Consider the following 22,392-nt stretch of genomic DNA (forward strand, 5'->3'; position numbering starts at 1 on the left):
GAAGGGCTCTGTTCGGCCCAGAGGTAATGTGTCTATGTTATCAGTATGAAGTTAAAAGAAGTGACTACTATATCAGTATTACTTTATAACTACTGTCTACTGATTACGTTTATAAACAAAAAAGTGTCTAGATAAATCAGGAAAAGACATTCCAATAGGAAGACTCAGGAGTTTTTTGCTGAAGAAACTTTAGTTTCTACAGCATGAAACTAAAGTTTCTCCCTAGTGGAACTAAAGTTTTTCTATAGCAAAACAAAAGTTTTCCTTATAAGAAATTTTAAGAAACTGCAATATATTGATTTATAAACACATACTATACATCCCTTTCTGTCCATAATCATATCTTCATCAATCTTGATAGAATAACGAGAACTGTTTGCCGGACTCATTTAAGTATATAGAACGAAGCTCTTTGTTCTTAGCGGAATTGTAAGTATTTTTGCGAAGCGAATTTAAAACTTAACGACATTGGCAAGAAAGAAGAAACAGTTGCCTATATTAGAAAAGGTAACCATTACGGACGTAGCCGCCGAGGGCAAGGCTATCGCGAGAGTGAACGATATGGTGGTATTTGTACCCTTCGTCGCTCCGGGAGACGTGGTTGATATTCAACTGACCCGTAAGAAGAATAGTTATGCGGAGGGGAAACCTGTATATTTCCATGAGTACTCGGCCAAACGTGCGGAGCCGTTTTGTGAGCACTTCGGTGTCTGTGGAGGTTGCAAGTGGCAACATCTTCCCTATGAGGAACAACTTTACTATAAGCAAAAACAGGTCTACGATAATCTTACCCGCATCGGGAAAGTCGAAATGGAAGAGAAACTTCCGATCTTAGGTTCCGAGCGCACGACTTTCTACCGGAACAAGCTTGAGTTTACTTTCTCAAACAAGAAATGGCTTACGGAGGAAGAGATCCAGTCCGGTGCCTCTTTCGATTGCATGAATGGTGTCGGGTTTCATATACCGGGGATGTTCGATAAGGTATTGGACATCCATAAATGTTGGTTGCAAGATGCTATATCGAACAAGATCCGTCTTTGCGTCAAGGAATATTGCCTATCTCATGAGGGATATCCTTTCTTCGATTTACGGAACCAAGAGGGATTCGTTCGTACGTTGATGATCCGTACGGCATCCACTGGGGATTTGATGGTCGTATTGGTTTTCTTCCATGAGGATGTAGAGCGCAGGGAAGCGTTATTATCTCATCTGGCGGAACGATTCCCGGAAATCACGTCCTTGATGTACGTCATCAACGGCAAATGTAATGACACGATCACCGACCAAGAAGTTCTCGTATTCAAGGGAAAAGATCATATCATCGAGGAGATGGAGGGGCTTCAATTCAAGGTAGGTCCTAAGTCTTTCTATCAGACAAACAGTGAACAGGCTTATAATCTATATAAAGTGGCTAGAGAATTTGCGGGTCTTACCGGAAATGAGATGGTGTACGATTTATATACCGGGACAGGTACGATCGCTAATTTCGTCTCTCGTCAAGCAAAGAAGGTTATCGGCATCGAATACGTACCGGAGGCTATCGAGGACGCAAAAGTGAATTCCGCCTTGAACCATATAGAGAACACGCTTTTTTATGCCGGTGATATGAAAGATATCCTTACGCAGGATTTCATAAACCAACACGGACGTCCGGATGTTATTATTACCGATCCACCACGTGCCGGTATGCATGATGATGTGATCAACACTATTCTCTTCGCCGAGCCGGAACGTATCGTTTACGTTAGCTGCAATCCTGCTACGCAAGCCCGCGATTTGAGTTTGTTGAGCGTGAAATACTCCGTCAAGAAAGTCCGTCCGGTCGATATGTTTCCTCATACACATCATGTGGAGAACGTGGTTTTGCTTGAGAAAAAATAAACATATAATATAATGTATAGGAAATACGTCCCCTTTCTGCTCTTTTTGTTCTTCTTGTATGGTTGCAACGGTAACAAACAAGAGGAGAAAGAGGAGGTTTCCGTTTTCGTGGATTTACCGCAACTGAAAGCGGAAGGCGAGATCACGGCGGTGACTTTATACAGTTCTACCTCCTACTTCCAATATAAGATGCAACCCATGGGTTACGAATACGATCTGATAAACGATTTTGCCAAGAGCCAAGGTTTGAAATTAAACATCAAGGTCGCCGAGAATCCTGCCCGCCTGATCGAGATGCTTGAAGCCGGTGAGGCCGATGTTGTAGCCTACCCTATCCCAATCAATAACAAGCTGAAACAAGAGGTCATTTATTGCGGCCGGGAGGATATCTCCAGTCAAGTATTGATACAACGGGCCAATAAAGGCGATAAGCTTCTTACCGATGTCACTCAATTAATCGATAAGAATGTTTACGTAAAGCCTAACACCAAATACTCCGAACGACTGAAGAACTTGGATGAGGAACTCGGCGGAGGAATCCATATCCAAAAAGTGGAAAATGACTCCATTGCTACCGAAGATCTTATCGAGATGGTCTCCTTGGGCGAAATTCCCTATACGATCAGCGATGATAACACCGCCCGCCTAAACAAGACTTATTATTGGAATATCAATGTCGACCTAAAGGTTAGTTTTCCCCAACGCTCTTCATGGGTGGTAAGGAAAAGTAGTCCGGACTTGGCGAAGGCCATCGATGAATGGGCTTCCGATAAAACGGGTAAACATTCTTTCAAGGCAGTTACTAAGCGGTACTTTGAATTAAGCAAGCGACCTTTTACCGCAGATATTCCGGAGGTAAAGAATGGACATATTTCCCCGTATGACCCTTTTTTCAAGAAACATGCGAAAAACATCGGATGGGATTGGCAGCTGCTGGCGTCTATTTCCTATCAAGAGTCTCATTTCAATCCTACGGTTGTATCGTGGGCCGGTGCCGAGGGGCTTATGGGAATCATGCCAAATACGGCGAAGGCATTAGGTGTCACCCCGCATGAATTGAAAGATCCGGATACGGGAATCCGTACGGGAGTAGATTGTTTACGGCGCTTCCGTCAAGGTTTTTCTGAGATTACGGATCCTGAAGAAAAAGTCAAGTTTACCCTAGCGGCTTACAACGCTGGGATCGGACATATTTACGATGCGCAGCGATTGGCCCGAAAATATGGAAAAGATCCCAATAAATGGGATAATAATGTAGCGGAATATATTCGTTTGAAAAATGATCCCGAGTATTATAACGATCCTGTTTGCAAGCATGGATACTTGCGTGGCTCAGAAACATATAATTACGTGCGGGAAGTGTTGGAGCGTTATCATTACTACAAGAAAAAGTCATAGTTATAAAAAAATTCATAGCTATGAGTGAAAGTAGTCATAACTATGAATTTTCTGCAAGTAAATGCCACTTAAAAATTATAGGCGACACCTATGCCTAATATTTCCTTGAACTGGACCTTCGCCCCCCGTTTCTCTCCATTATCCTCAAAAGTTTTCACGTCGTTATCATATTTAAGCGTCGTATTGAGTGTAGCGGACAGGAATTTATTAATCTTCATGCTTATCAATACATCCCAATTGACATCGATATTTCCGAATTGATCGCTATAAGGAGTAAAAAAGTCAGCTGTAGTAATCAAGTTCACGTTTTCCATCACGATTAATTCCGCACGAGCTTTCAGGTAAGCTCCCCATTCCATTCTGAAGCGATCTCCCGGATCGACCCCGAAAGCTCCTAACTCGGAAAGGTAATCATCCTCCACGAAAGTCATCTTCGTGGAAGCCGGAGAAAGATAAACCGAATAATTGCTTTTGGGACGATATTCCATACCTACGGAGATATTCGAATACGCCGGCGCAAAGAAGTTCGATATATAATGTGTCTTATCCGGATAATTATATCCTTTGGCAAACTGGGTGTTTAAATCTCCCATCAACGTATAATACCATACATTATTGGTGGAATATCCTAATTGGGTAGACAGGGTTATATTATCGGTACTTTTCCTCATTCCCTGCGATTTAGTCTTTGATAATCCGTAATCGAGAGCGAGATTGGTTACCCATAACCAGTCACCGCTTTTATGTGTTAATGTCCCATTCAGATACGCATTTCCGGCAACAGAGTTCTCACCGCCAGCCGACCAATTCGACATCGCCGTTTGCGACAAGTTCAAACCTGTCACACCTTTCAGTACCCATTTGCCTTCCTCATATCCTTTATCATCCGTTTGACTATATGTGATTGTCGTTAATGCGACAAACAATGTCATGAAGAATATACGTTTCATATTGTGATATATTTTAGTTATTAAAAAATAAGACGTCCTATCATTTAAACAGGTTTGATTAATTTTTGTTTAGAAAAGCCTAAAGTTGAAAGGATGTCACATTTGTTACACCTTTATACGGATAAACCCCTTATTTTTGTATCCGATAATTAAGTAATTTGATTTATGGAACAGTTACATGCACACGAAGTCCTTCATATGATGGAGGGTAATAGTTATTCAGAAGCTTCTTTAAAAGAAGCGATCGTTAAGACTTTTGGTGAGGATCAGCGTTTCTATACTTGTTCGGCAGAAAATATGGATACGGATGAGTTAATCGTATTTCTGAAACAAAAGGGGAAATTCATGCCTGTCGAAAATGGTTTCACGGTAGATATTACAAAGGTTTGTAATCATTAAAGATTCTACGACACTATCAATGACTCTAGGCTAAATCAAAAGAATTTAGCCTAGAGTCATTTGCCTAAAGTTAAAAAAGACTTTCGATTCTACTCAATGGATAATACTATTCCTATAAATAATCGCAAATGATTTTTGCATCAATTCATAATCTTTATCAGAGACATAACTTGGCCTACGGTTACCCGCGTGATTTATCATCCAGACAAAAGACTCTATATACTTTAGTATCTTATTTGACTTATCACTTTTTATACGTGACAAATAATCCATTTTTCCTAAAAGATAATTACTCACTTCAAAAACACTCATCTTATTACACTCATTCAACAATGATATTAATTCAAGGTCTTCCATAATCTTTATTTTTATTACTACAAATATAATATATTTAATCAAATAAACAAATCATATAGACAGATTTTCATCTTTAATTCTTTTACATAAAATAGCAAAAATGGAAAATGAACACATCTCTAAATTATATACCACTAATCTAAATGAGATCATTGAAGTTCATTGCCATTAGATAGGAAGTAGTTTCCTTAAAAAGAAATCAGATGGTCCTACAACAATAAAAATAGGCTTAAAAGAAAAATATTTAATAGATTTGTTTTGATATTCAAATAATAAAGATTATGTTTGATGCGCATTTTGTTGCAAGTGAAAATATTGGGGATTTTTTGACGTTCTGGAATAACACAGACAGCAACCCGGCAAGTTTTGTACTACCGGGTTGTTTTTTATCCATGATTGATCCTATACGTGTAAAAGTGTGAGTCCGAAAACCTACCATACCTGCGAGCCTTCCAACAAACATTCTATAGGCCTTTTATGTTATGGTTGTAAATGGTCTATTTATGCTTACTGGTTTTTTAAATACCTTAGCGACAATAATAAGTGTGACAAGCCTTCTGATTGTCACCTATGGTGCATTAATCGGAGTCATCTCATTTTTCAGAAATGAACTTAAGCGACTTACTGGTAATTATTCCATTACTAACATAAGAAAACTAAGAGCTGTATTCGGTACATACTTACTTCTCGGACTAGAATTTTTGATAGCGTCAGATATCTTAAAAACAGTATTGGAACCAACACTTAATGAATTGGCCATTTTAGGTGGAATAGTCGTGCTTAGAACAGTTCTGTCTGTCTTTCTGAATAAAGAGATCAAGGAACTAGAGACTGAAAATAAAGATACCGAGTAGATCCCATAAAGTTTTCAAGGGAAAGTACAGAAAAATGGCGCTTAAGTCTTGCATGAATAGGATTTAAACGCCATGAAGTAAAGTTAGAAAACCAAACCGCTCGGCCTTCACAGGTGAAGCGGAAGTGGATATATTGCCTTAAACTAATACCTTATATTATTATAACCAGATTAAAGATCATAATGTTTATGCTTTTGATGAATTTCAATAGCCAAAATAAAACAGAAAATAAAAATCCGCATCCAGTGTCACTGCTACATGCGGATCAAAAATAACAAACTCTTACAAGAGTTAGGCACTACATAAAGTTGTATTATACTAATAAGCAGACTGAACCACATCAAAGTGTTGATTCCTTATGTTGTTTTTTTCTCATCATTTACATATTCCAAAATGTCGCTTGGCTGACAGTCTAATGCTCTACAAATTGCCTCTAGGGTACTAAAACGAATTGCTTTCGCCTTTCCCGTTTTTAAGATAGAAAGGTTAGATAATGTCAAACCAACTCTTTCAGAAAGTTCGTTCAAAGAAATCTTCCGCTTTGCCATCATTACATCTAAGTTTACAATAATAGGCATAATTAAACTGTTAAGTCATTCTCTGATTTCATATCTATCGCATTTTGCAATAATTTTTCAAATACAGCCACGGCTGTCGCAACTACGATAGCGACAAAAGTAGTTACGATACAAATGGCAAGAAAACCTGCGGGGTCATCTTCTGTATTATGGGTCAACCTTATAAATAGTCCTGCCACCACGATTAAAATACTTAGTAAGATCGCACAATGCTTTATGTTCTTCAAAGTCTTTACAGAGTTTGTTGAAAACACTTTATTTTGCCCAATATAACCGAGCAACCTAAAAGCATTGTACAACGCAACAAAAAAAGCGATTGACGCTCCATATCCATATAAGATAAATGGATCAGCGTAAGTACTAAATAAATCTAGGTGTGTGGCTCGTCCCTCAGTTAAGGGAAACCAAATCAAAATAATAAGTGCCACAATACCGATAAGAACAATAACTGTTTGAAGATATGCTGTTGAAATTCTTTTCATGACGTATGATGTTAATTTTAAACGACGTTGCAAATGTAATAAATATTTATTGATAAACAATAAATGAATAGCGAAATTCAAAAAACAGTCTCTTTCTCAAGCTAATTAAAAAATCTGGACTTGAATCGCCAGTGTAGTGTCGAAGTACAATGATCTCCCATTTGGAAGGGAGAATGGGAATAGAAGAAAAAAAGAACGCCTACCTGAAAAGTGGTAGACGCTCATTGCATACGGTTATTGGGACAAATATAGAGTTTATTTCTATCTTGGATTATCCTATTCATTAATAACTACTTCATCTCTTCTCCCTTTTCATTAAAGATAGCGATAGCCTCCTTGCCCTCGATTACCAAAATCACCTTAAAGAGTTTACCTTCAGTCTTTTCCGCAACATATACCTCTTGGATCGCTGAATCCGGATAAGATTTTTAATTAAACAATCTATTCATATTAACGTAATCAATAGATATAGAACAACGGATATGCCGAATTTCGCCTATCTACAGATAATCATGACACACAACATCTTATATTTTAGCATTAACATATGGATTCCATGCGGAAACAAATAAAAATCCGCATCCAGCTTCACAGCTACATGCGGACCAAACAAATAACAAACTCTACTTATATGAAAAAACAAATACTACTAACAAATTATTATACGATGACTACTATCAAGGTGACTTCTGAGTCATTTTATAGTATAACAGAAGATTGTTTGAAAAGGTTCACCAGTAATTTCTTTTAGGCTGAGAGCTTTTCTTTTTATCGACTGTTTGAATATAAAACATTTCAAGCTGCAAATTGTTTTACAAACAAAGATAAAAATGATGATTGATCGGTTTGAGGCATGATTAAGAAGTTACTTTCTATATTATTGTTTATGATAATGCTCTTTGCCTTCCGGATGAATGCGGAAGCGGATGAGGAACACTTTTCTAACGGTTCCTATCGTTAGCGCACTAGGATTAACATTAAATGAAAGCGCTTCCGACGCTATGGTTGGTGGAGCAGTTACCCAAAACGACAAATTTCAAGTAAAACACGGCGATTACTCCTAAATATTTAGGGATAATCGCTTTTTTATGAATAGATTTCAAGTAAAATTAGGACATTTATCCAATTATATCCGTAATTTTAGCCCAATTAAATCAATAGCAATTATGGAAAGAATCGTTAATCATCCTATTTTAACAATTCCACAAGAGGGAGAACACACTTTTTTATTCAATGGCAAACCCGTAACGGGAATGAAGGGTTTTACCATCGCCGCCGCCTTACATCAGGCCGGCTATCCAGTACACAGTCATAGCGTAAATGGCCGCAACCGTTCGTTGAATTGCGGTATCGGTAAATGTGGCGCCTGCGAAATGCTGGTAGACGGAGAAGTAAAGCGTATCTGTATTACGAAAGTAGACAATGTAAAGGAAGTATCGGAAATAACAGTACAGAATTATACGACAGATTCCCAAATAGAACCCAGAGAAGAACCGGTAGAGATCTATCGAACCGATGTGGCCATCATTGGTGCCGGCCCCGCTGGATTAGCTTGTAGGGAAACCTTAAAAGAGCTAGGCTTGAACAGCATCGTAATCGATAGCAATGATAAGATTGGCGGTCAATTCTTGATGCAAACCCATGCATTTTTCTTTTTCGAGAAAGAGCGGCGCTTTGGCGGTATGCGTGGTTTCGATATAGCGAAAACTTTAGCCGGAGACGACCACTCTGGTATTTTCTTACATTCTACGGTCTGGGATATCCTACAAAATAAGCGTATCGCCGTAAAAGACATGCTTAACCATAAAAATTTTTATGTAGAAGCTCAAGCCTTGATAGTCGCTACTGGTGCGGTTCCTTTTATGCCGACCTTCGAGAATGATGATGTGCCCGGAGTTTATACAGCGGCAGTCGTACAGAAAATGATGAACGCTGAATTCACGTTACTCGGCAAAAACATATTGACAGTAGGCGCCGGTAATATAGGTTACCTAACGTCTTACCAATTGATGCAAGCCGGAGCGAAAGTCAAGGCTATTTTAGAGGCGATGCCCCATGAAGGTGGATTTCCGGTACAAGCGAATCGAATTCGCCGCCTTGGCATACCTATTTATACCTCTCATATGCTTTTGAAAGCCATTCCAAACCAGGATCGGACAGGTATCACTGGCGCGGTTGTCTGCGAATGCGAGAACTTCAAGCCAATCCCGGGAACAGAGAAAGTGATTGATGGTATTGATGTTATTAATATATGTACAGGATTGATTCCCGACAACCAATTGCTAACCAAAGGCCAATATACATTTGGAAAACGTTGTGCCGGCGTAGGTGATGCTGTACGAATCGGAGAAGGTACTACCGCCGTACTAAGAGGAAAGCAAGCCGCTTATGAGATCGCCCAAGAGCTAGGCGTACGTTTCAACTACAACGATTACTTACAAATATCTAAGGAATACATCGACTCCCAGCAACATCCGATCCGCATCAAGGAAGAGTCCCCAAGGCCCACTCCCGAACGTCAAGCCCAACGCCCTTTCGTTCGTTTGGATTGCCTATACGGTTTCGCTTGTAACCCTTGCTCTTTCGCTTGTCCTCAAAAGGCGATCACCAAAAGCTCCACCAGCGTAACGCCCGAGATCGATTACGAAAAATGTACCGGCTGTATGCAATGCGTATCCCATTGTCCGGGGCTGGCTATTTTCGGCTACGATACCCGGAAGCAAAACTTATTCTTACCGGTAGAATACGAGGTAGAAGAAGGTGCCGAGGTGTGGCTCGTCGATGATAACGGGAAGAAACAAGGCGAAGGTATCATTGAGAAAGTATTAAAGAAGCCGACAAAAACAAACGTGGCCCGTGTGAAAGCGGCAGGAATGGAAAACGATGCCTTATTGAATATCACAGGATTCATCGTAAAAGAAAACTATCCGGAGGAAATCGACTTCAAGCAAGAGCCGGAGTGTGAGTCGGAGACCTATGTTTGCCATTGCGAGGACGTATCTTTGGACGAGCTACTTTCCGCCATTGGGGATCGTAAATATATCTCCGTCGACGAGGTAAAACATATCACCCGCCTAGGAATGGGGCCATGCCGGGGAAAACGCTGCATACCCCGCCTACGCATGAAACTAAGGGAAAAAGGTATCGAACTGGTAGGCGACGCTACCCCCCGTGCTCCCCTATCTACCCGCTTCGTCCTAGGGGAAATGTATCCGCAGCGTCAGATAGCGGATACCTATAAAGTAGATTCCGGAAAGCAGGTTCGTAAGACGGAAGTCTTAATCGCCGGCGGAGGTATAGGTGGTAGCGCATTATTCCGTTATTTTGCGGAAGCCGGTAAAAAGACCGTGCTTATTAATGCGGATCGAGGATCATCATGGCGTAATATCGGTGGTGGTCGTCCAGCGTTCTCGATCCCCGAATTAGCGGAGATCGCCCGTAATAACCAAACGATATTCGAGGAGACACAAAAAGAATACGATATCCATTACCGTGAGATACGCTATATCACGTTCGCCCACGACGAGGCTACCTACAATGATCTGGAACGTTCCTGCGGTTGGTCCAACGCTTATTTGATCGACAAGAAAGACTTCCAGAAAGAGGTGTCTCCCTACTTCAACACGAACCAAAACACCTATTTCGCCGCACAAATCTCCCAGCATTGTTGGCAAGCTACCCCGGGGCGTGTGATAGACTTTATACGAAACAAAGGCAAAGAGCGGCAAGGTGAGGTTTTGGAAGACACACACCTAGTGGAAGTACACAAAAACGGTGGAAAATATCACGTCTTATTATATACGCATGATAAGCGATACATCGAATACGAATGTGATCATTTCGTGAACGCCCTCGGTTATAGCGCCGAGCGTTTCGCCCGCATGCTAGGCCTTTACACCGGCCTCTATCCGGTCAAGCACCAAGCGTTGATTACCCATCGCCTACCGAATCTGGGTAAAGACGGGGATATCCTCGATATGTTGATAGACCGCCGGAAACGTAACGACTTCTCCGCTGTCTACGGTCAGCAATTCGCCGAGACCGGACAGATTATCGCTTGCGCCTCCCCCGCTGTCGACGCTAAAGCGGAGATCAGCAACTTTGATGAGTTGAAGTTTAATACCCGTCGTTTCATGGAGATCATCTCCGAAGTGTTCTGCGATTGGATTCCATCGTTAGCCACAGTACCCGTACAAGCCACATGGTCCGGTTATTATGTAGAGCCTCGCTACATTATCGATCCGGATAACGGACTATTCGTCGGTTTGCAAGGTCACGGCTTCATGCTCGCTCAATACTTGGCTAAACTATACGTAGATAAAGCGTTAGGCCGTACCGTTCCGGATTATATGGAGCGATTGAGGCTCGATGGAGACGGAATTAGTGAGAAAGCTTTCAAATAAACTATAAATAAAACAAAACCTCCTCTACCACAATTGGTAAGGGGAGGTTTTGATAAAACCAATCTTTTCTATTTTTGTTATTCTATATCCATAAATAGTAATCATATGAATATAGAAACAACAGACAACTCCCCTTTGCTACAGGAATGTATAGAAGAATTGATCAGTAGTAAAATCGATGAGGGGAAAGGAAGAACCGCTGGGAATTATCGAAGCGCATGGAATAAATTATCCACCTTTTTAGGTCCGAGAGTAACGGAGTTTACATTTGCCGACTTAACGACCGATTTTCTTCATCACTATCTTTTATGGTTGATGCAAGGGGAAGACGGGAAACAGGCTCCCTTGAAACCGGGTAGTTTGGACTTCTACATTCGTAATCTAAAGACAATGTACAACAAGATCGCTCAAGATAAACAAATGGATGTTCCGAGAGAAAGCCCGTTCTCCGGCCTGCAGATAAAGGTCCCACCCACCCGGAAAAGGGCTTTGCCAAGCCTCGACCTACAAAATCTGGCGACTCTTGAGCGGCCCAAGAACCCACACGCCTGTACGGCCCTTCACTTGGCTCTTTTCTTATTTTACGCTAGAGGTATGTGCTTCGTGGATGTCTTTAATTTGCGACACAGCAATATAAACGATGATTATATCCACTACGTACGTAGCAAGACTGGCGTAGCGATGCAAGTAAAGATCACCCCCGAGATGAAGAACATCATATTCTCTTATCGGCGTTTCAATAACCCGTGGATATTCCCTTTCTTACACGAGAAAATCAGCGGAGAGGGAGAAGTCACGGCCCAGTCCGCGCTTCGGAGAGTGAACCGCCACTTAAAGAAAATGGGAGAGCAATTACACTTCGAACAGCCATTCACTACCTATGTGATGCGGCATAGCTGGGCTTCCATGATGCTGGAGGCGAATTCGGAAATCGGCATTATCAGCCAATCCTTAGGACATATGTCCCTACGGACTACCGAGATCTATCTTGGCCGGATATCAGTATCTAAAATAGACAGGGCCTCCGATAATATGTTGAATAATTTGGTTCGCGGCTCTTCCTCCCGGCAAAGAAGTAAAAATAAGGTGATGGCTTTAAGAGACAATCCTCCTATACAAATAAAAGAGACAATCGGCAAGAAATGCAAGAAGCTCATTTCCTCGATTGCCTCTAAGTTATTCTCATTTATTTAAAATAGTTCATGCAGGAATGCCAAAGGGTAGATTCGTCAAGGCATTCCTGCACAGCCCTTAGAATGGATACTATTTCTCTTCACCAAAATTAACAGTATTCTCGACATTGTCCACATCATCAAAGACAGCCACGTTGCCGTTTGTTATCGTTACACGGAGGTCGGCACTATTAGAGCCGGCGATATTCACCGTCAGCTTATAATGATAATCCCGATAGATATTGTAATCGGTCACCAAGTCACCCCCAAGATAGAATTTATACTCTACATCGATCGGCGAAGAGTATGCTCCTCCACCCAAAGGATACTGATATTGCCCTCTTACCAATAGATAAGTGCATCCTTCCAAAGATCCGCCAGTCCCCGGCCCCATATCCTTCTTATTCTTCTCTTGCGCCGTGGTAGCTAAACCTGTACCCCGGATATTTTCCGCCATATAGAAAACTCCTTCTTTATCACCGAGTGTTATTCCTGATACAGGTATCTCCTCCGTATAGAAATTAGTAGATAAAGGACTTGAAATCGTTGGATATGTCGAGTCGTCATCATATAGCCGGGTTACTTTAGGTACATTTGACATAATAACCGGTTTCGTATCAATTAACTTAAAATTGCCAGAGGCCACTGAAGAGTTCACGGTCACGGTCACTTTCGCGAACGCCCTGTACATACGGGATAATACGACCAACCTCATGTCAGCCTCTGAGCTAGAGGGATCCTTCGTATAGTCGGTCGGTCCCGAAGATAGTATATTAGTACCTGTTGGAGCACCATCTCCTGAATAAGCAATACTTTTCGTTTTAGCCATCAGATCTGTTACAGAAAGGGTCTTAGGAATACCACTGGTACCATCATTACCAAATAAACTGGCGGTTGCCTCCGTCGCATTCATTTCCTCCGCATTTACGATAATATAAAACTCACTAGTCTCGTTCTTAAAACGCATATCATCCTTTGTTAATTGAATCAATAACTGGCTATAGTCAGTACCACCACTTCCCGGCACAGCCGTTATGCTATTCCTATCGGCAAAGACAGCTTTCAACAACTCGGTTCCATCCTTTTTAAACTGTAAAATCCATACGTTATATATATTAGTATCTCCCAATTTAAGAATTGTCGTTTCCGTTCCCGCTTTCGTCTCTACATCAATCGTACCCGGTACCCTTAACAGGAACTGGAAAGCACATTCCTCCCCTCCTTCGGATGTTGATGGTATCATTTCCTCATTACTACATGCCCCTAGCAGCAAGCATAGTATACAAAATAAACTTATTCTTATTCTCATTTTCAGTTCCTCCTTATTCTCCACCAACGGGATCTGTCACATTTTTTATTTCCGTGAATTCCAATATACCCAATGTCAGTTCTGTTTCTTTAAAATCCCCAAAGAACTTCAAGGTAAATTCAAAGCTATAGGACATACCGGGCAAGAAAGTCTTACGAGCGGTAGCATTGAATACAAAATGACCGGGCACAGATCCACCATTTCCATTTTTATCATAATCTACCGTTAAATCAATTACAAACTGTAATTCCGACCCGCTTAAAGGCAATACGATTTTACGTGGATCTGAGGTATGAGGCAGGCCTACAGCTACGGAATTATTGAAAGAGCTAAAATCCACTCCGTTGTTTTCATTCGCAACTCCATCCGAATACCATGCATTATCCCCTAGCCGATAAGTTCTTGAATCAGATAAGTTTTTCATCGTTATAAAGTTTACACGCAAGCCTTTTACAGTAACAGGAGATACACTAGCCGCTTTTACCGACACCTCTACTTGCGAGCAAAGCCGCGTGAACGGATTCGTCAAGGTAACCGACATCGTGTTTTGTCCCGCTTTCTGGGGCTGGACAGTTATATCGTTCATGAACGTATACATAAAATCTTGCCCATTTTGCACGGTCACCAGATTTCCATCACCCAATTCCGGCGCATTCTCTTCATTGTAGGAAGTGAAATAAAGGTTATATACACCGCGATACAAAAATAGGGCCTTGCCCGATTGGGCGGTGACCTTTCCATCCGCACCCACCACATAAGTACCTTCCGCCGAAGGAGTACCAGTTTCACCAGTCCCAGTCTTAGTACCGGTCTCAGTCTTAGTCTCCACCTTGAAAGCATAGACTTTAATCAACGCTTTATCATTCAAGGCTGAAACGGCCGCAGCCTTGGTTACGTTCGCTTGATAAAGATCGAACTCCAAGGCAACCTTATCACCTTCCCCTTCTTCCCAAAAAGATTCCTTTTGGCAACCCACCAACGTGACCAAAAGCCATAGACTTACAAAACTTAATACATATCTCATATCTCCTCCCTTCTTATTTAAATACCCACACTCGTATTCTGATCTGTACTATTTTGCCAATCGTATACGGTTACGCCCTCGAATGTACCTTCCATCTTATCAATACGTATCTTATAGACATAATGATAACCCGCCAACCATTTCACCCCGCTTTCGGAAGAAATAGAGGCAGTTTCAAACTCACGTTCCACCCCATCTACATCCACTGTCAAACGGAACGACAATACTTGCTCGGCAGCGTCCATCGGGGCTACGAGACAAGATATGTTCGGTTGCGTCAACGAGGTTTCCAATATTTTCGAACCGGTCAACTCTATCGAGGATGTCCCCGCTAGGCCATTCAGACGCCCTAGTTCCTCCCCTGTCCCGTTCAATCGCATGTCCGCCTTACCGATTTGCAGACGTCCGGTGTTACTACGTATATCTATTTTTTTCAGCGTTAAGATCTCATCGCTGGCATTCGCAGACTTATAGATATAGAAACTCACCTTTGTCAAGGCATGGAACAATTGAAGGCTGATTATCTTTGAGGTTTTGGAAGCCTGAACCGGCGTAGCATAAAGGTAATCGATCTGTTTACCATCGAATGTATCCGCATCCCGGACCGTGACCTCGACAGAGTACACGCCGGAGGAGGCTGTTACGTTAATGGCCTTACCTTCTTCTTCCGTAGGATAATAAGCATACACATCCGTAGCGGTACTACCCAGCAGTGGCGCGGATTCACATCCCCATGTTACTCCGGATTTGGAATACACCGGATTCACCCATGTATCACTGGAGTTCTTCAAATACAATTTCACGTTATCCACAGAGGTAGTCACAGCCTTCGTAACAGCGTCGTCAGCCAAAGAGACCGATCGCAGCTCAAGGGTGGAACCTGCCTCCACCTCCGGTATCCCGTCTGACTGGCAAGCTCCCAACAGGGAACAGAGGGCCAATCCCCAACCTAGATTATATAAATTTCTCATATTCTTCATTCTTTATAGATTTTAAATGGATCAAGTGGCGCTAACAGGATTGTCGGGAACCGTTGTCTCCGTAAACCCCATTACTTCCACGGAAGTCAATATCAATTCATCGGATGACGTGAAGTTATATACATAATTCTTACTAGCCCCAAATGTGTATGCCGGCTGAGTAAATGTTTGTTGTGTAGCCTCTGGACTTGAAGCACCGTCAAGCGTACGGGAAACGCTTAGCTTGAAACTCATATTCGCTCCCGGTCTTAAGATACAGACGAAAGTATGCTTATCGCTAGCTACGGTATTATCCCCTGTATGCAACATCTCGATCGTTTCAGAAGAAGAGGCACCAGTCCGGATGCCATTGCCTGCCAAGGTAGCCGTCACATTCCTATATTTTGTAGTAGCACCCCCTGATGAGGCATAATTAATTGAGATCGTGATCTTCGCCGCTACTGGCATAAAGGTAAAGTTTACCTTGTTGCTACTCAAGGTAACGTTAGAGCCGCCTTTCGCTTCCAGTTTATTGCTTTGCCAGAAATTCTCATAGGATTTCTGGTCTTGCAGAATAAAGGTGAAAGCTGCCGGATATGAGGCCGAGAATGAAGAAGCCGTAGATGATCCGGAAACCGTCAACGAGCTTCCCGCCGTTTTCGGAATCCACCCGTTCGTGGCATCCTTTCGGTAAGTCACGGTCTGGCTCCCACCATTAATCTGTATCTCATCGTCCGTACTAAAGCTACTCTTATCATAGTTCGTAGCGTCGACCGCACGGGTAGACAGAGAAGAAACGATCTCCGCCGTCACCTCCAAGGGCTGTCCACCTTCCAGATCCACCTCTGAGGTACAGGCGGGGGTGAGCAATAGCAATAAGCCTCCGGACAGGTGGAGCATGGTTTGTCGTATATTCATAGTATAATGTATCATAATGCTATATAGTTGTTAAGTTAAATTTCCTCCAGCCATGATCTCATCCGTCCATTTGCCGATGGTACAACTTTCCGGGATCAGCATGTCGTTATGCAAGGTCAAATTATATGTATAGTGGTAACCGGTCCGCAAGGCACAACCCGTTAAGGTAGCCTTGTAGGTAACACCATCGCAAGTGAGAGAGACCGTTAGATCCGTAGCAGGGGTTCCCGCACTACCACCTACAGCCCTTAGGATACCACACCATTCATATTTCCGGGATGCATCGACCGGGTAAGGCCGATATAGCGTGATCGTCTGGTTCGTAGATACAGCCGTACGTATCCCCGCCGCCGCTACCAATACGGCATCATTGGCGATGGTAGTCTCACGGTTCACGGTAAACTTCAAGGTCAACTTCGAATTGACGTGCGTAAAGGGCTTGCCGCTCGACGTAAAGTCCAGCGTACCGTCGCTGGATGTGGCATCACCCGTTTTCAGCAGGTTACTGGCCAGATAAGCAGCGCTCGTGGTTTGAAACTGGTTGATGGCCGAGTAATCCGCCGGAAACTGCGCCGAATACGTAACGGCAGGCTCCAAGGTCACAGGCGAGGTTCCCACCACGGTCCATGCGGAAGTCCCGTCATACCGATAGCTGGCCGATTGGGAAGCCGCCGTCCCACTTGCCTTTTTTGTCCTTGTCACCTTTATCTGATCGCCGGAAAGGAAGGATGTCCTATCGAAACCATTATCCGAGCTAACCGCCTCGCCGCTTTTGGTAACAGGGCTGATCTCGGCAAATACCGTCACCGGGATTCCCTCCGGAGCGGAAAGCCCCGTCTCTATCCCGTTCGTGCAACCGGAGAGAGCCAGCGCCATGTTTAAGGCTCCCATCCATGCTAAACTGAGGTTCATGTAATTCATATTCATATTTTTCTTTTTATGCCGTAATTAATAGCCGCCGGGCTTAACGTCTCCCGTTCCCGCTGAACCGCTCTCTGTCCAAGGGAGGATATCGGCGTTCACTGTAATCGCCCGGTTGGATAAGGTTATTTGTATTTTGTGGGTATGTCCTCTTTTCCAAGTGATCTGACTTAAGTTGGCGGATAACGTCCGGTCATCCGTAGTGTCATCCCGCTTGCCGACCACTACCGTAAGGGTCATGTCAACCGATGCCAAAGGAGCCACCAACCCATAGCCTACCTCCACCGGAACACCCGCGGCACCGCAAAGTATGGCAGTGGTATTACTCGACACATCGTTTTTAGGGGTAAAAGTGAGTTCGGCTACCTTTGTTCCTCCACCAAGCGCTCCATCCGCGATCCGCATCGTTCCCGTGCCGGTAATGAACGCATTGGAGGATGTTTTCAACGTTATCTTCTTCACGTAATCATAGGTCGCATTCACGGAACGTCCCGTGGCGGATTGCATCGTGAAGGAAAGGCGGGCCAGCGCATGTTGCAAGTAGATTTCCGGCTGATAAGTACCGCTTGAGGGGGAACCGCCGGACGGCGTGGTATTGCTGGCCGTAATAGCGATAGCCTCTCCTACCGTGTTGCTGGCGGAACCGTACATATAATCGGTAGCGTCAGAATCCCATCCCTTGCCGCCATAGAAATTCTGGTGAACGGGAAGGGTGGTCGCTATAGTATGCGTCGTGGTAGTCGTTGATTTTGTCAAGATGGCGTTCGCCGGGCTATAGGCATAGATCCGGGCCTTTACACTCGATAAATTCACAGTGGGATCGCCTACCCAATCGTTTCCGCCGCTACCTACCGACTGATAGGTGAAGGTGGAAAGGCCAGCATTTCCCGCCGTACCAACCCCGCCATAGGGAGTATAGCCGTCCTCTGCTTTAGTAACGAAAAGTTTTACCGCGTTAATCCTTCCCTCACCCTCCGTCGTGGAGGTTCCGCTTATGATGGAGCGGGTCTCGACACCGCTCATGTGGAATACGGGTTGTAAGAATGCCCCTGTCGTGTCTTCCGGCAAGGAGTCGTCGGAGGAGCAGCCGGATAAGAGCGCCAGTATCGCCAACAGGCCTACACCGAGGTGTAGCGGACGTGCGTTTTTGTAAATATCCTGTATCATAGGTCGTATAGTTTTTTTAGATAGTCGTACTTGTATTGTCGGATGATTCATTCGTCCACCCTACCACATTGAAGCCGTCCAGCTTAAGGCCGGTACCGTGGATGGAGATGGTGTATGTATATTTATTTCCGGCGGACCATTCGCCACCGTCGGTAATGGTGTCTAGTTTCATTTCCTTGCCATCTACTACGACGGTCAAGGTAGCGGCGGTAACATTTGCAGTGCCGGAGGGGAATGGTACGCCGTAATTGATGAACTCGATTCCGTCTGTGGTAGCGGCAACGGTTACGCCGCCATTTACCGTGTACTCGTACTTTACCGGTGTACCCGCCTTCGCTCCGGTTAGGTTGCCGAGGGCTCCGTCCTTTAGGCTCATGGTGGTGGTACCATTCGTTTGTAGTGTCGGGATGGGGCGACTATAGGTTATTTTTGTCAGGTTGCAAGGACCGACGTAGTCCGTGTGTTTCTTGAACTTTAGGCTTACCAAGCAAAAGGCATGCTTAAGGCCTAGGTTTATCTTCTCGCCTTTTGAATCGGAGGCTCTGTGGCCGTTATCGGCTATGGGTTGAGTTGTTCCAAAGGTATTCGTGGAAGTGTTATAGGCTACACCATACATATAATCGTTACCGGGAACTGTGAAATCCAAGGAGGAGGCATTCGTTACCGTATTCGAATAGGCTATGGCAGTGGCTCGTACCGGGATGGTATAGACCGGGGAAGAGGCATTTCCGGCCGCGGTTATCGTGGTGGCATCCGTGACTGGATAGCAAGAGTAGACTATAGCTTGCTGGGTGCTTAGCCAGATCGTTTGATCCTTACCGTTTATCGTAGCGGGTTTTAAGGAACCCTCTTGGAGGGTGTATTGGCCGTATGTACCTTGGGGGGATGTGCCGTAATGGTTTTCACTTGCCACGTTATTTACGGCGTATAGGCCGATAGCCGCTATATCGCTGGATGTGGCAGTGGCCTTGGTAAGGGCTACGCTGGCGATCTGCGGGGACAGGGCGACAGGGGTATCCGGATCAACCGGGGGTACGATGGGGTCTTCGCCATCCTCGCCGCCGCAGGCGAAAAGGGAAAGCGATACTGTTGTTAATAATAGGTATCTATACGGTTTCATATTTATCGTTGTTTATATTGTTCGTTTATTTGCCACCCGGTTTTATTATTACCACCCGGTCTGATTGTTACTACACAGATTTCGTGTTTTGTATTTCGTGTTTCGTGTTTTGTTGTAGAGACGGGGCACGCCCCGTCTCTACAACCCTAGACTGTAAGTTAATTAACTTTCAAATCATCATTGCCGGTTACGGTGCCCCAAGCGGCTACGGTTACGGTGCCTATGGATAATTCCTTACCGCTAAGTTTTACGGTATAGATGTTTTCTTTCCCCTGCTCCCAAGTAACTCCTGTCGCATTATCAGCTAACGCTACCTCATAATCCGCTCCATCAATCGTAAAGATGGCTTTGGTATTATTTAGGGCTTGGTTAGTTATCGGCAAAGCCAAGATGCTGAATCGGTATGAAGCCCCTTTAGCTGCATTATCGTCTGATAAACCAGAGTCTCCTTTCTTTTTCAAGGTATAAGTAGCGCCAGTAGCAAACTCACGGATATAAGATCCCGTTGTCAAGGAACTATTATTAGCCAAGGTTCCCTTATCAATATTCATCGTAGCAAGAGGATTGCTATTACCGCTTACCTTTTGATTAGGTACATCCTTCAACTGTATCTTCGATAGCACACCTTTATTCTTATAAGTTCCATCATTGTAAATGCGGAAACTAACCAAAGTCAAGGCATGCTTCATGGTTAGATCAACAGAGGCATCTATAGAGGTTTCCTTTTTCGTGTTGCTCGCAGTTATCCAATTCGTCTCAGAGCTACCTTGGTCCGCCCACATATAATCGATTTCACCTTTCGCTGAATTAATCTTTGCCTTATTGGTATTTGTCGTTTCAGAGTTGTCTATTAATGTCGAGGGATAATCCCTATGCGCATCATCAGTCGTTCCAGCAAAGACCGTTACTGGGATTGTGGAGTTATCCGTAGCGGTATTATCAGATAATACTAGAGCTGTGGTTGTGGCTAACTCTTGATTTGTTCCGGGCTGATAAGCCGGATAATAAGCGTATATCTTTGCCACTTCGGAGGTCAGATATATTTTCTTATTCTCTCCACTTTTCCAGCCTGCGGTTCCTGTTGTCGAATAAGTATATAATGCGTAATTATTGCTTTTCGCATTCGTATAAGGATCTTCACCCGATACGACTGTCCCCTTTAAGCGTGCGTACACCGCCACGCTTTTCATGACATCATCTTTGCTAGCGTTAGCTTGGGTACCCGAATTTATCACGCTTTTCGTAAGCGTCACCCCCGCCGTAATCCCCAGCTCTACGGCATCCGGCTGGTTGGAAGGGAGGATGGAGGGGATATTGTCCTCGTTGCTACAGGCAGCCAAGAAGAAGGGAGAAAGAAAGAGTAGTTTATAGTTTATCAGTTTTCTCATGATTACTTTTTTTGATTCGTTCTATTAATTGTTCAATTCGTTTAGTCAGTCAGTGGATCAAGTCTAGGTTGCCATCGACATACGAGGGAGTCCATTCGGCTACCTCCACGGAGGAGATACCTAAAGAGGCATCGTAGATATCCAACGTGATCACGTGAGAGAAACCGGGCTTGAAATTATCCTCAGATATTTCATCACCCATCTTTACGGATACGTCGGTAAAGGTACCGATCGAAGTCTCGACCGTTATTTTTACATTGCCCGGATCGGGTGTAGGCGGCAGATACAAGCAGCCCAGATCGATGGGACCGACATTTGATGCCCCTACCGTGGCGTTGCCGGCAGGCTCAAGGATCACTTCCGAGGAACCGGAGAAGACAGCCTCGCCCGTAGCCAGCGGAACATTTACCGCCGTAGGTATGCTTTTCACGATAATCTTGTTCACCTTCACCTCCAGTCCTCCGGCATCATGCTTCTTTGCCTTGAATACCAGCTGGGTAAGCAGGTGGGCGTAATTCAATGAGCGATTCGCCTCGACCCCGGCGACGGTATTGCCCGTAAACCGGTTACCATCCCACTTATTACCCGCCAAGGGACCGGCGTACATCAAGTCCATATGCCCGTCAAGGGTATAACTTACGGTACCCTCGGCGGCATCGTACGAGTTATCGCCCGCCACGGGAGATACGCCGACCAGATACACATTCGCTCCCATGCGGGGATAATGGTGCTTACGAGAGGCATCCCATGAGATACTCCCGCCTACCGCCACATCAGCCGTCCGCTCTACCCATTCCTCGTAGAATACGGCATCGGCCCAACTTGTGGTCACGTTGGATACGGGGGTGGAGAAACGATCGGCAAGACTCGTATAGTCGGGAACACCTGTGATGGCGTCGAGACGGGTCACGCAAAAGAGGGTAGTCTTGAACGCCTCCGCCTCTCCCACTTCCGCTTTCGTGCTTATGGACGTGTCCGGGTACGTCGCCCGAAGCTCGATCGGAGGATCGGCGGAAGGTATCTCACCTCCCGCCTCACCATTGTCCGAGCAAGCGGCCAACGATCCCATGACTATCATCGACAATATGTATGTAGAGAGTTGTCTCATGATG

Annotated in this window: 20 protein-coding genes; 7 read left to right on the plus strand and 13 right to left on the minus strand. The window is 44.1% G+C overall.

Features of this window, described 5'->3' with window-relative positions:
- Positions 1 to 468: 468 nt before the first annotated feature.
- A complete protein-coding gene (rlmD, locus tag NBH16_RS11965) occupies positions 469 to 1,881 on the plus strand; it encodes a 23S rRNA (uracil(1939)-C(5))-methyltransferase RlmD (RefSeq protein WP_048927279.1) in 1,413 nt (470 codons plus the stop codon).
- 12 nt (positions 1,882 to 1,893) lie between these two features.
- The gene (locus tag NBH16_RS11970) at positions 1,894 to 3,279 is read left to right on the plus strand and encodes an MltF family protein (RefSeq protein WP_250788625.1); all 1,386 of its coding nucleotides are present in this window, start codon (positions 1,894 to 1,896) and stop codon (positions 3,277 to 3,279) included.
- Positions 3,280 to 3,347: 68 nt separating this feature from the next.
- Here the strand turns inward: NBH16_RS11970 and NBH16_RS11975 are convergent, their stop codons facing one another.
- Positions 3,348 to 4,229 carry a DUF3078 domain-containing protein gene (locus tag NBH16_RS11975; RefSeq protein WP_048927277.1) on the minus strand — a complete coding sequence of 294 codons (882 nt, stop codon included), beginning with the start codon at positions 4,227 to 4,229 and terminating at the stop codon, positions 3,348 to 3,350.
- Between the two features lie 165 nt (positions 4,230 to 4,394).
- Here NBH16_RS11975 and NBH16_RS11980 point away from each other — a divergent pair, with 165 nt between their 5' ends.
- Positions 4,395 to 4,628 (plus strand): YecH family metal-binding protein, encoded by a 234-nt coding sequence (locus tag NBH16_RS11980; protein ID WP_048927276.1) that lies wholly within the window; start codon positions 4,395 to 4,397, stop codon positions 4,626 to 4,628.
- 93 nt (positions 4,629 to 4,721) lie between these two features.
- On the opposite strand, the gene NBH16_RS11985 is transcribed toward NBH16_RS11980, so the two are convergent.
- On the minus strand, positions 4,722 to 4,985 hold the full coding sequence (locus NBH16_RS11985) for a hypothetical protein (protein WP_227154340.1): 264 nt from the start codon (positions 4,983 to 4,985) through the stop codon (positions 4,722 to 4,724).
- A 503-nt stretch (positions 4,986 to 5,488) separates the two neighbouring features.
- On the opposite strand from NBH16_RS11985, the gene NBH16_RS11990 reads away from it, so the two are divergent.
- Positions 5,489 to 5,839: a DUF1622 domain-containing protein gene (locus NBH16_RS11990; protein ID WP_005857075.1), complete on the plus strand. Its 351-nt coding sequence runs from the start codon at positions 5,489 to 5,491 to the stop codon at positions 5,837 to 5,839.
- A 356-nt stretch (positions 5,840 to 6,195) separates the two neighbouring features.
- Here NBH16_RS11990 and NBH16_RS11995 read toward each other — a convergent pair whose 3' ends face one another.
- Positions 6,196 to 6,417: a helix-turn-helix domain-containing protein gene (locus NBH16_RS11995; RefSeq protein ID WP_005862373.1), complete on the minus strand. Its 222-nt coding sequence runs from the start codon at positions 6,415 to 6,417 to the stop codon at positions 6,196 to 6,198.
- A gap of 2 nt (positions 6,418 to 6,419) precedes the next feature.
- Complete coding sequence (locus NBH16_RS12000; protein WP_250788627.1) at positions 6,420 to 6,899, minus strand: DUF2975 domain-containing protein; 480 nt, start codon at positions 6,897 to 6,899, stop codon at positions 6,420 to 6,422.
- A 926-nt stretch (positions 6,900 to 7,825) separates the two neighbouring features.
- Between NBH16_RS12000 and NBH16_RS12005 the strand changes: the two genes are divergently transcribed.
- The 3 genes from NBH16_RS12005 to NBH16_RS12015 all read left to right on the plus strand — a co-directional run bounded on the left by NBH16_RS12005 (position 7,826) and on the right by NBH16_RS12015 (position 12,496).
- Positions 7,826 to 7,963 carry a hypothetical protein gene (locus tag NBH16_RS12005; RefSeq protein ID WP_008772202.1) on the plus strand — a complete coding sequence of 46 codons (138 nt, stop codon included), beginning with the start codon at positions 7,826 to 7,828 and terminating at the stop codon, positions 7,961 to 7,963.
- A 102-nt stretch (positions 7,964 to 8,065) separates the two neighbouring features.
- Positions 8,066 to 11,302, plus strand: coding sequence for an FAD-dependent oxidoreductase (locus tag NBH16_RS12010; protein WP_048927274.1), 3,237 nt, complete (start codon positions 8,066 to 8,068; stop codon positions 11,300 to 11,302).
- Positions 11,303 to 11,407: 105 nt separating this feature from the next.
- Complete coding sequence (locus NBH16_RS12015; RefSeq protein ID WP_005862537.1) at positions 11,408 to 12,496, plus strand: tyrosine-type recombinase/integrase; 1,089 nt, start codon at positions 11,408 to 11,410, stop codon at positions 12,494 to 12,496.
- A gap of 69 nt (positions 12,497 to 12,565) precedes the next feature.
- On the opposite strand, the gene NBH16_RS12020 is transcribed toward NBH16_RS12015, so the two are convergent.
- The 9 genes from NBH16_RS12020 to NBH16_RS12060 form a co-directional block, all read right to left on the minus strand.
- The gene (locus NBH16_RS12020; protein WP_250788629.1) at positions 12,566 to 13,717 is read right to left on the minus strand and encodes a DUF4906 domain-containing protein; all 1,152 of its coding nucleotides are present in this window, start codon (positions 13,715 to 13,717) and stop codon (positions 12,566 to 12,568) included.
- 79 nt (positions 13,718 to 13,796) lie between these two features.
- Positions 13,797 to 14,807, minus strand: a complete 1,011-nt coding sequence (locus NBH16_RS12025) for a fimbrillin family protein (RefSeq protein ID WP_250788631.1) — start codon at positions 14,805 to 14,807, stop codon at positions 13,797 to 13,799.
- Positions 14,808 to 14,824: 17 nt separating this feature from the next.
- Complete coding sequence (locus tag NBH16_RS12030; RefSeq protein WP_227806139.1) at positions 14,825 to 15,778, minus strand: fimbrillin family protein; 954 nt, start codon at positions 15,776 to 15,778, stop codon at positions 14,825 to 14,827.
- 30 nt (positions 15,779 to 15,808) lie between these two features.
- Complete coding sequence (locus NBH16_RS12035; RefSeq protein ID WP_250788632.1) at positions 15,809 to 16,684, minus strand: hypothetical protein; 876 nt, start codon at positions 16,682 to 16,684, stop codon at positions 15,809 to 15,811.
- Between the two features lie 30 nt (positions 16,685 to 16,714).
- Positions 16,715 to 17,611, minus strand: a complete 897-nt coding sequence (locus NBH16_RS12040; RefSeq protein WP_250788634.1) for a fimbrillin family protein — start codon at positions 17,609 to 17,611, stop codon at positions 16,715 to 16,717.
- A 21-nt stretch (positions 17,612 to 17,632) separates the two neighbouring features.
- The gene (locus NBH16_RS12045) at positions 17,633 to 18,772 is read right to left on the minus strand and encodes a fimbrillin family protein (protein ID WP_250788636.1); all 1,140 of its coding nucleotides are present in this window, start codon (positions 18,770 to 18,772) and stop codon (positions 17,633 to 17,635) included.
- 16 nt (positions 18,773 to 18,788) lie between these two features.
- Positions 18,789 to 19,892: a fimbrillin family protein gene (locus NBH16_RS12050; protein ID WP_250788637.1), complete on the minus strand. Its 1,104-nt coding sequence runs from the start codon at positions 19,890 to 19,892 to the stop codon at positions 18,789 to 18,791.
- A 158-nt stretch (positions 19,893 to 20,050) separates the two neighbouring features.
- Positions 20,051 to 21,280 (minus strand): fimbrillin family protein, encoded by a 1,230-nt coding sequence (locus tag NBH16_RS12055; RefSeq protein WP_005862552.1) that lies wholly within the window; start codon positions 21,278 to 21,280, stop codon positions 20,051 to 20,053.
- Between the two features lie 49 nt (positions 21,281 to 21,329).
- A complete protein-coding gene (locus NBH16_RS12060; protein ID WP_250788639.1) occupies positions 21,330 to 22,388 on the minus strand; it encodes a fimbrillin family protein in 1,059 nt (352 codons plus the stop codon).
- Between the last annotated feature and the right edge of the window lie 4 nt (positions 22,389 to 22,392).

Source organism: Parabacteroides sp. Y3-G-102, assembly GCF_023656845.1.
Taxonomy (GTDB): domain Bacteria; phylum Bacteroidota; class Bacteroidia; order Bacteroidales; family Tannerellaceae; genus Parabacteroides; species Parabacteroides distasonis.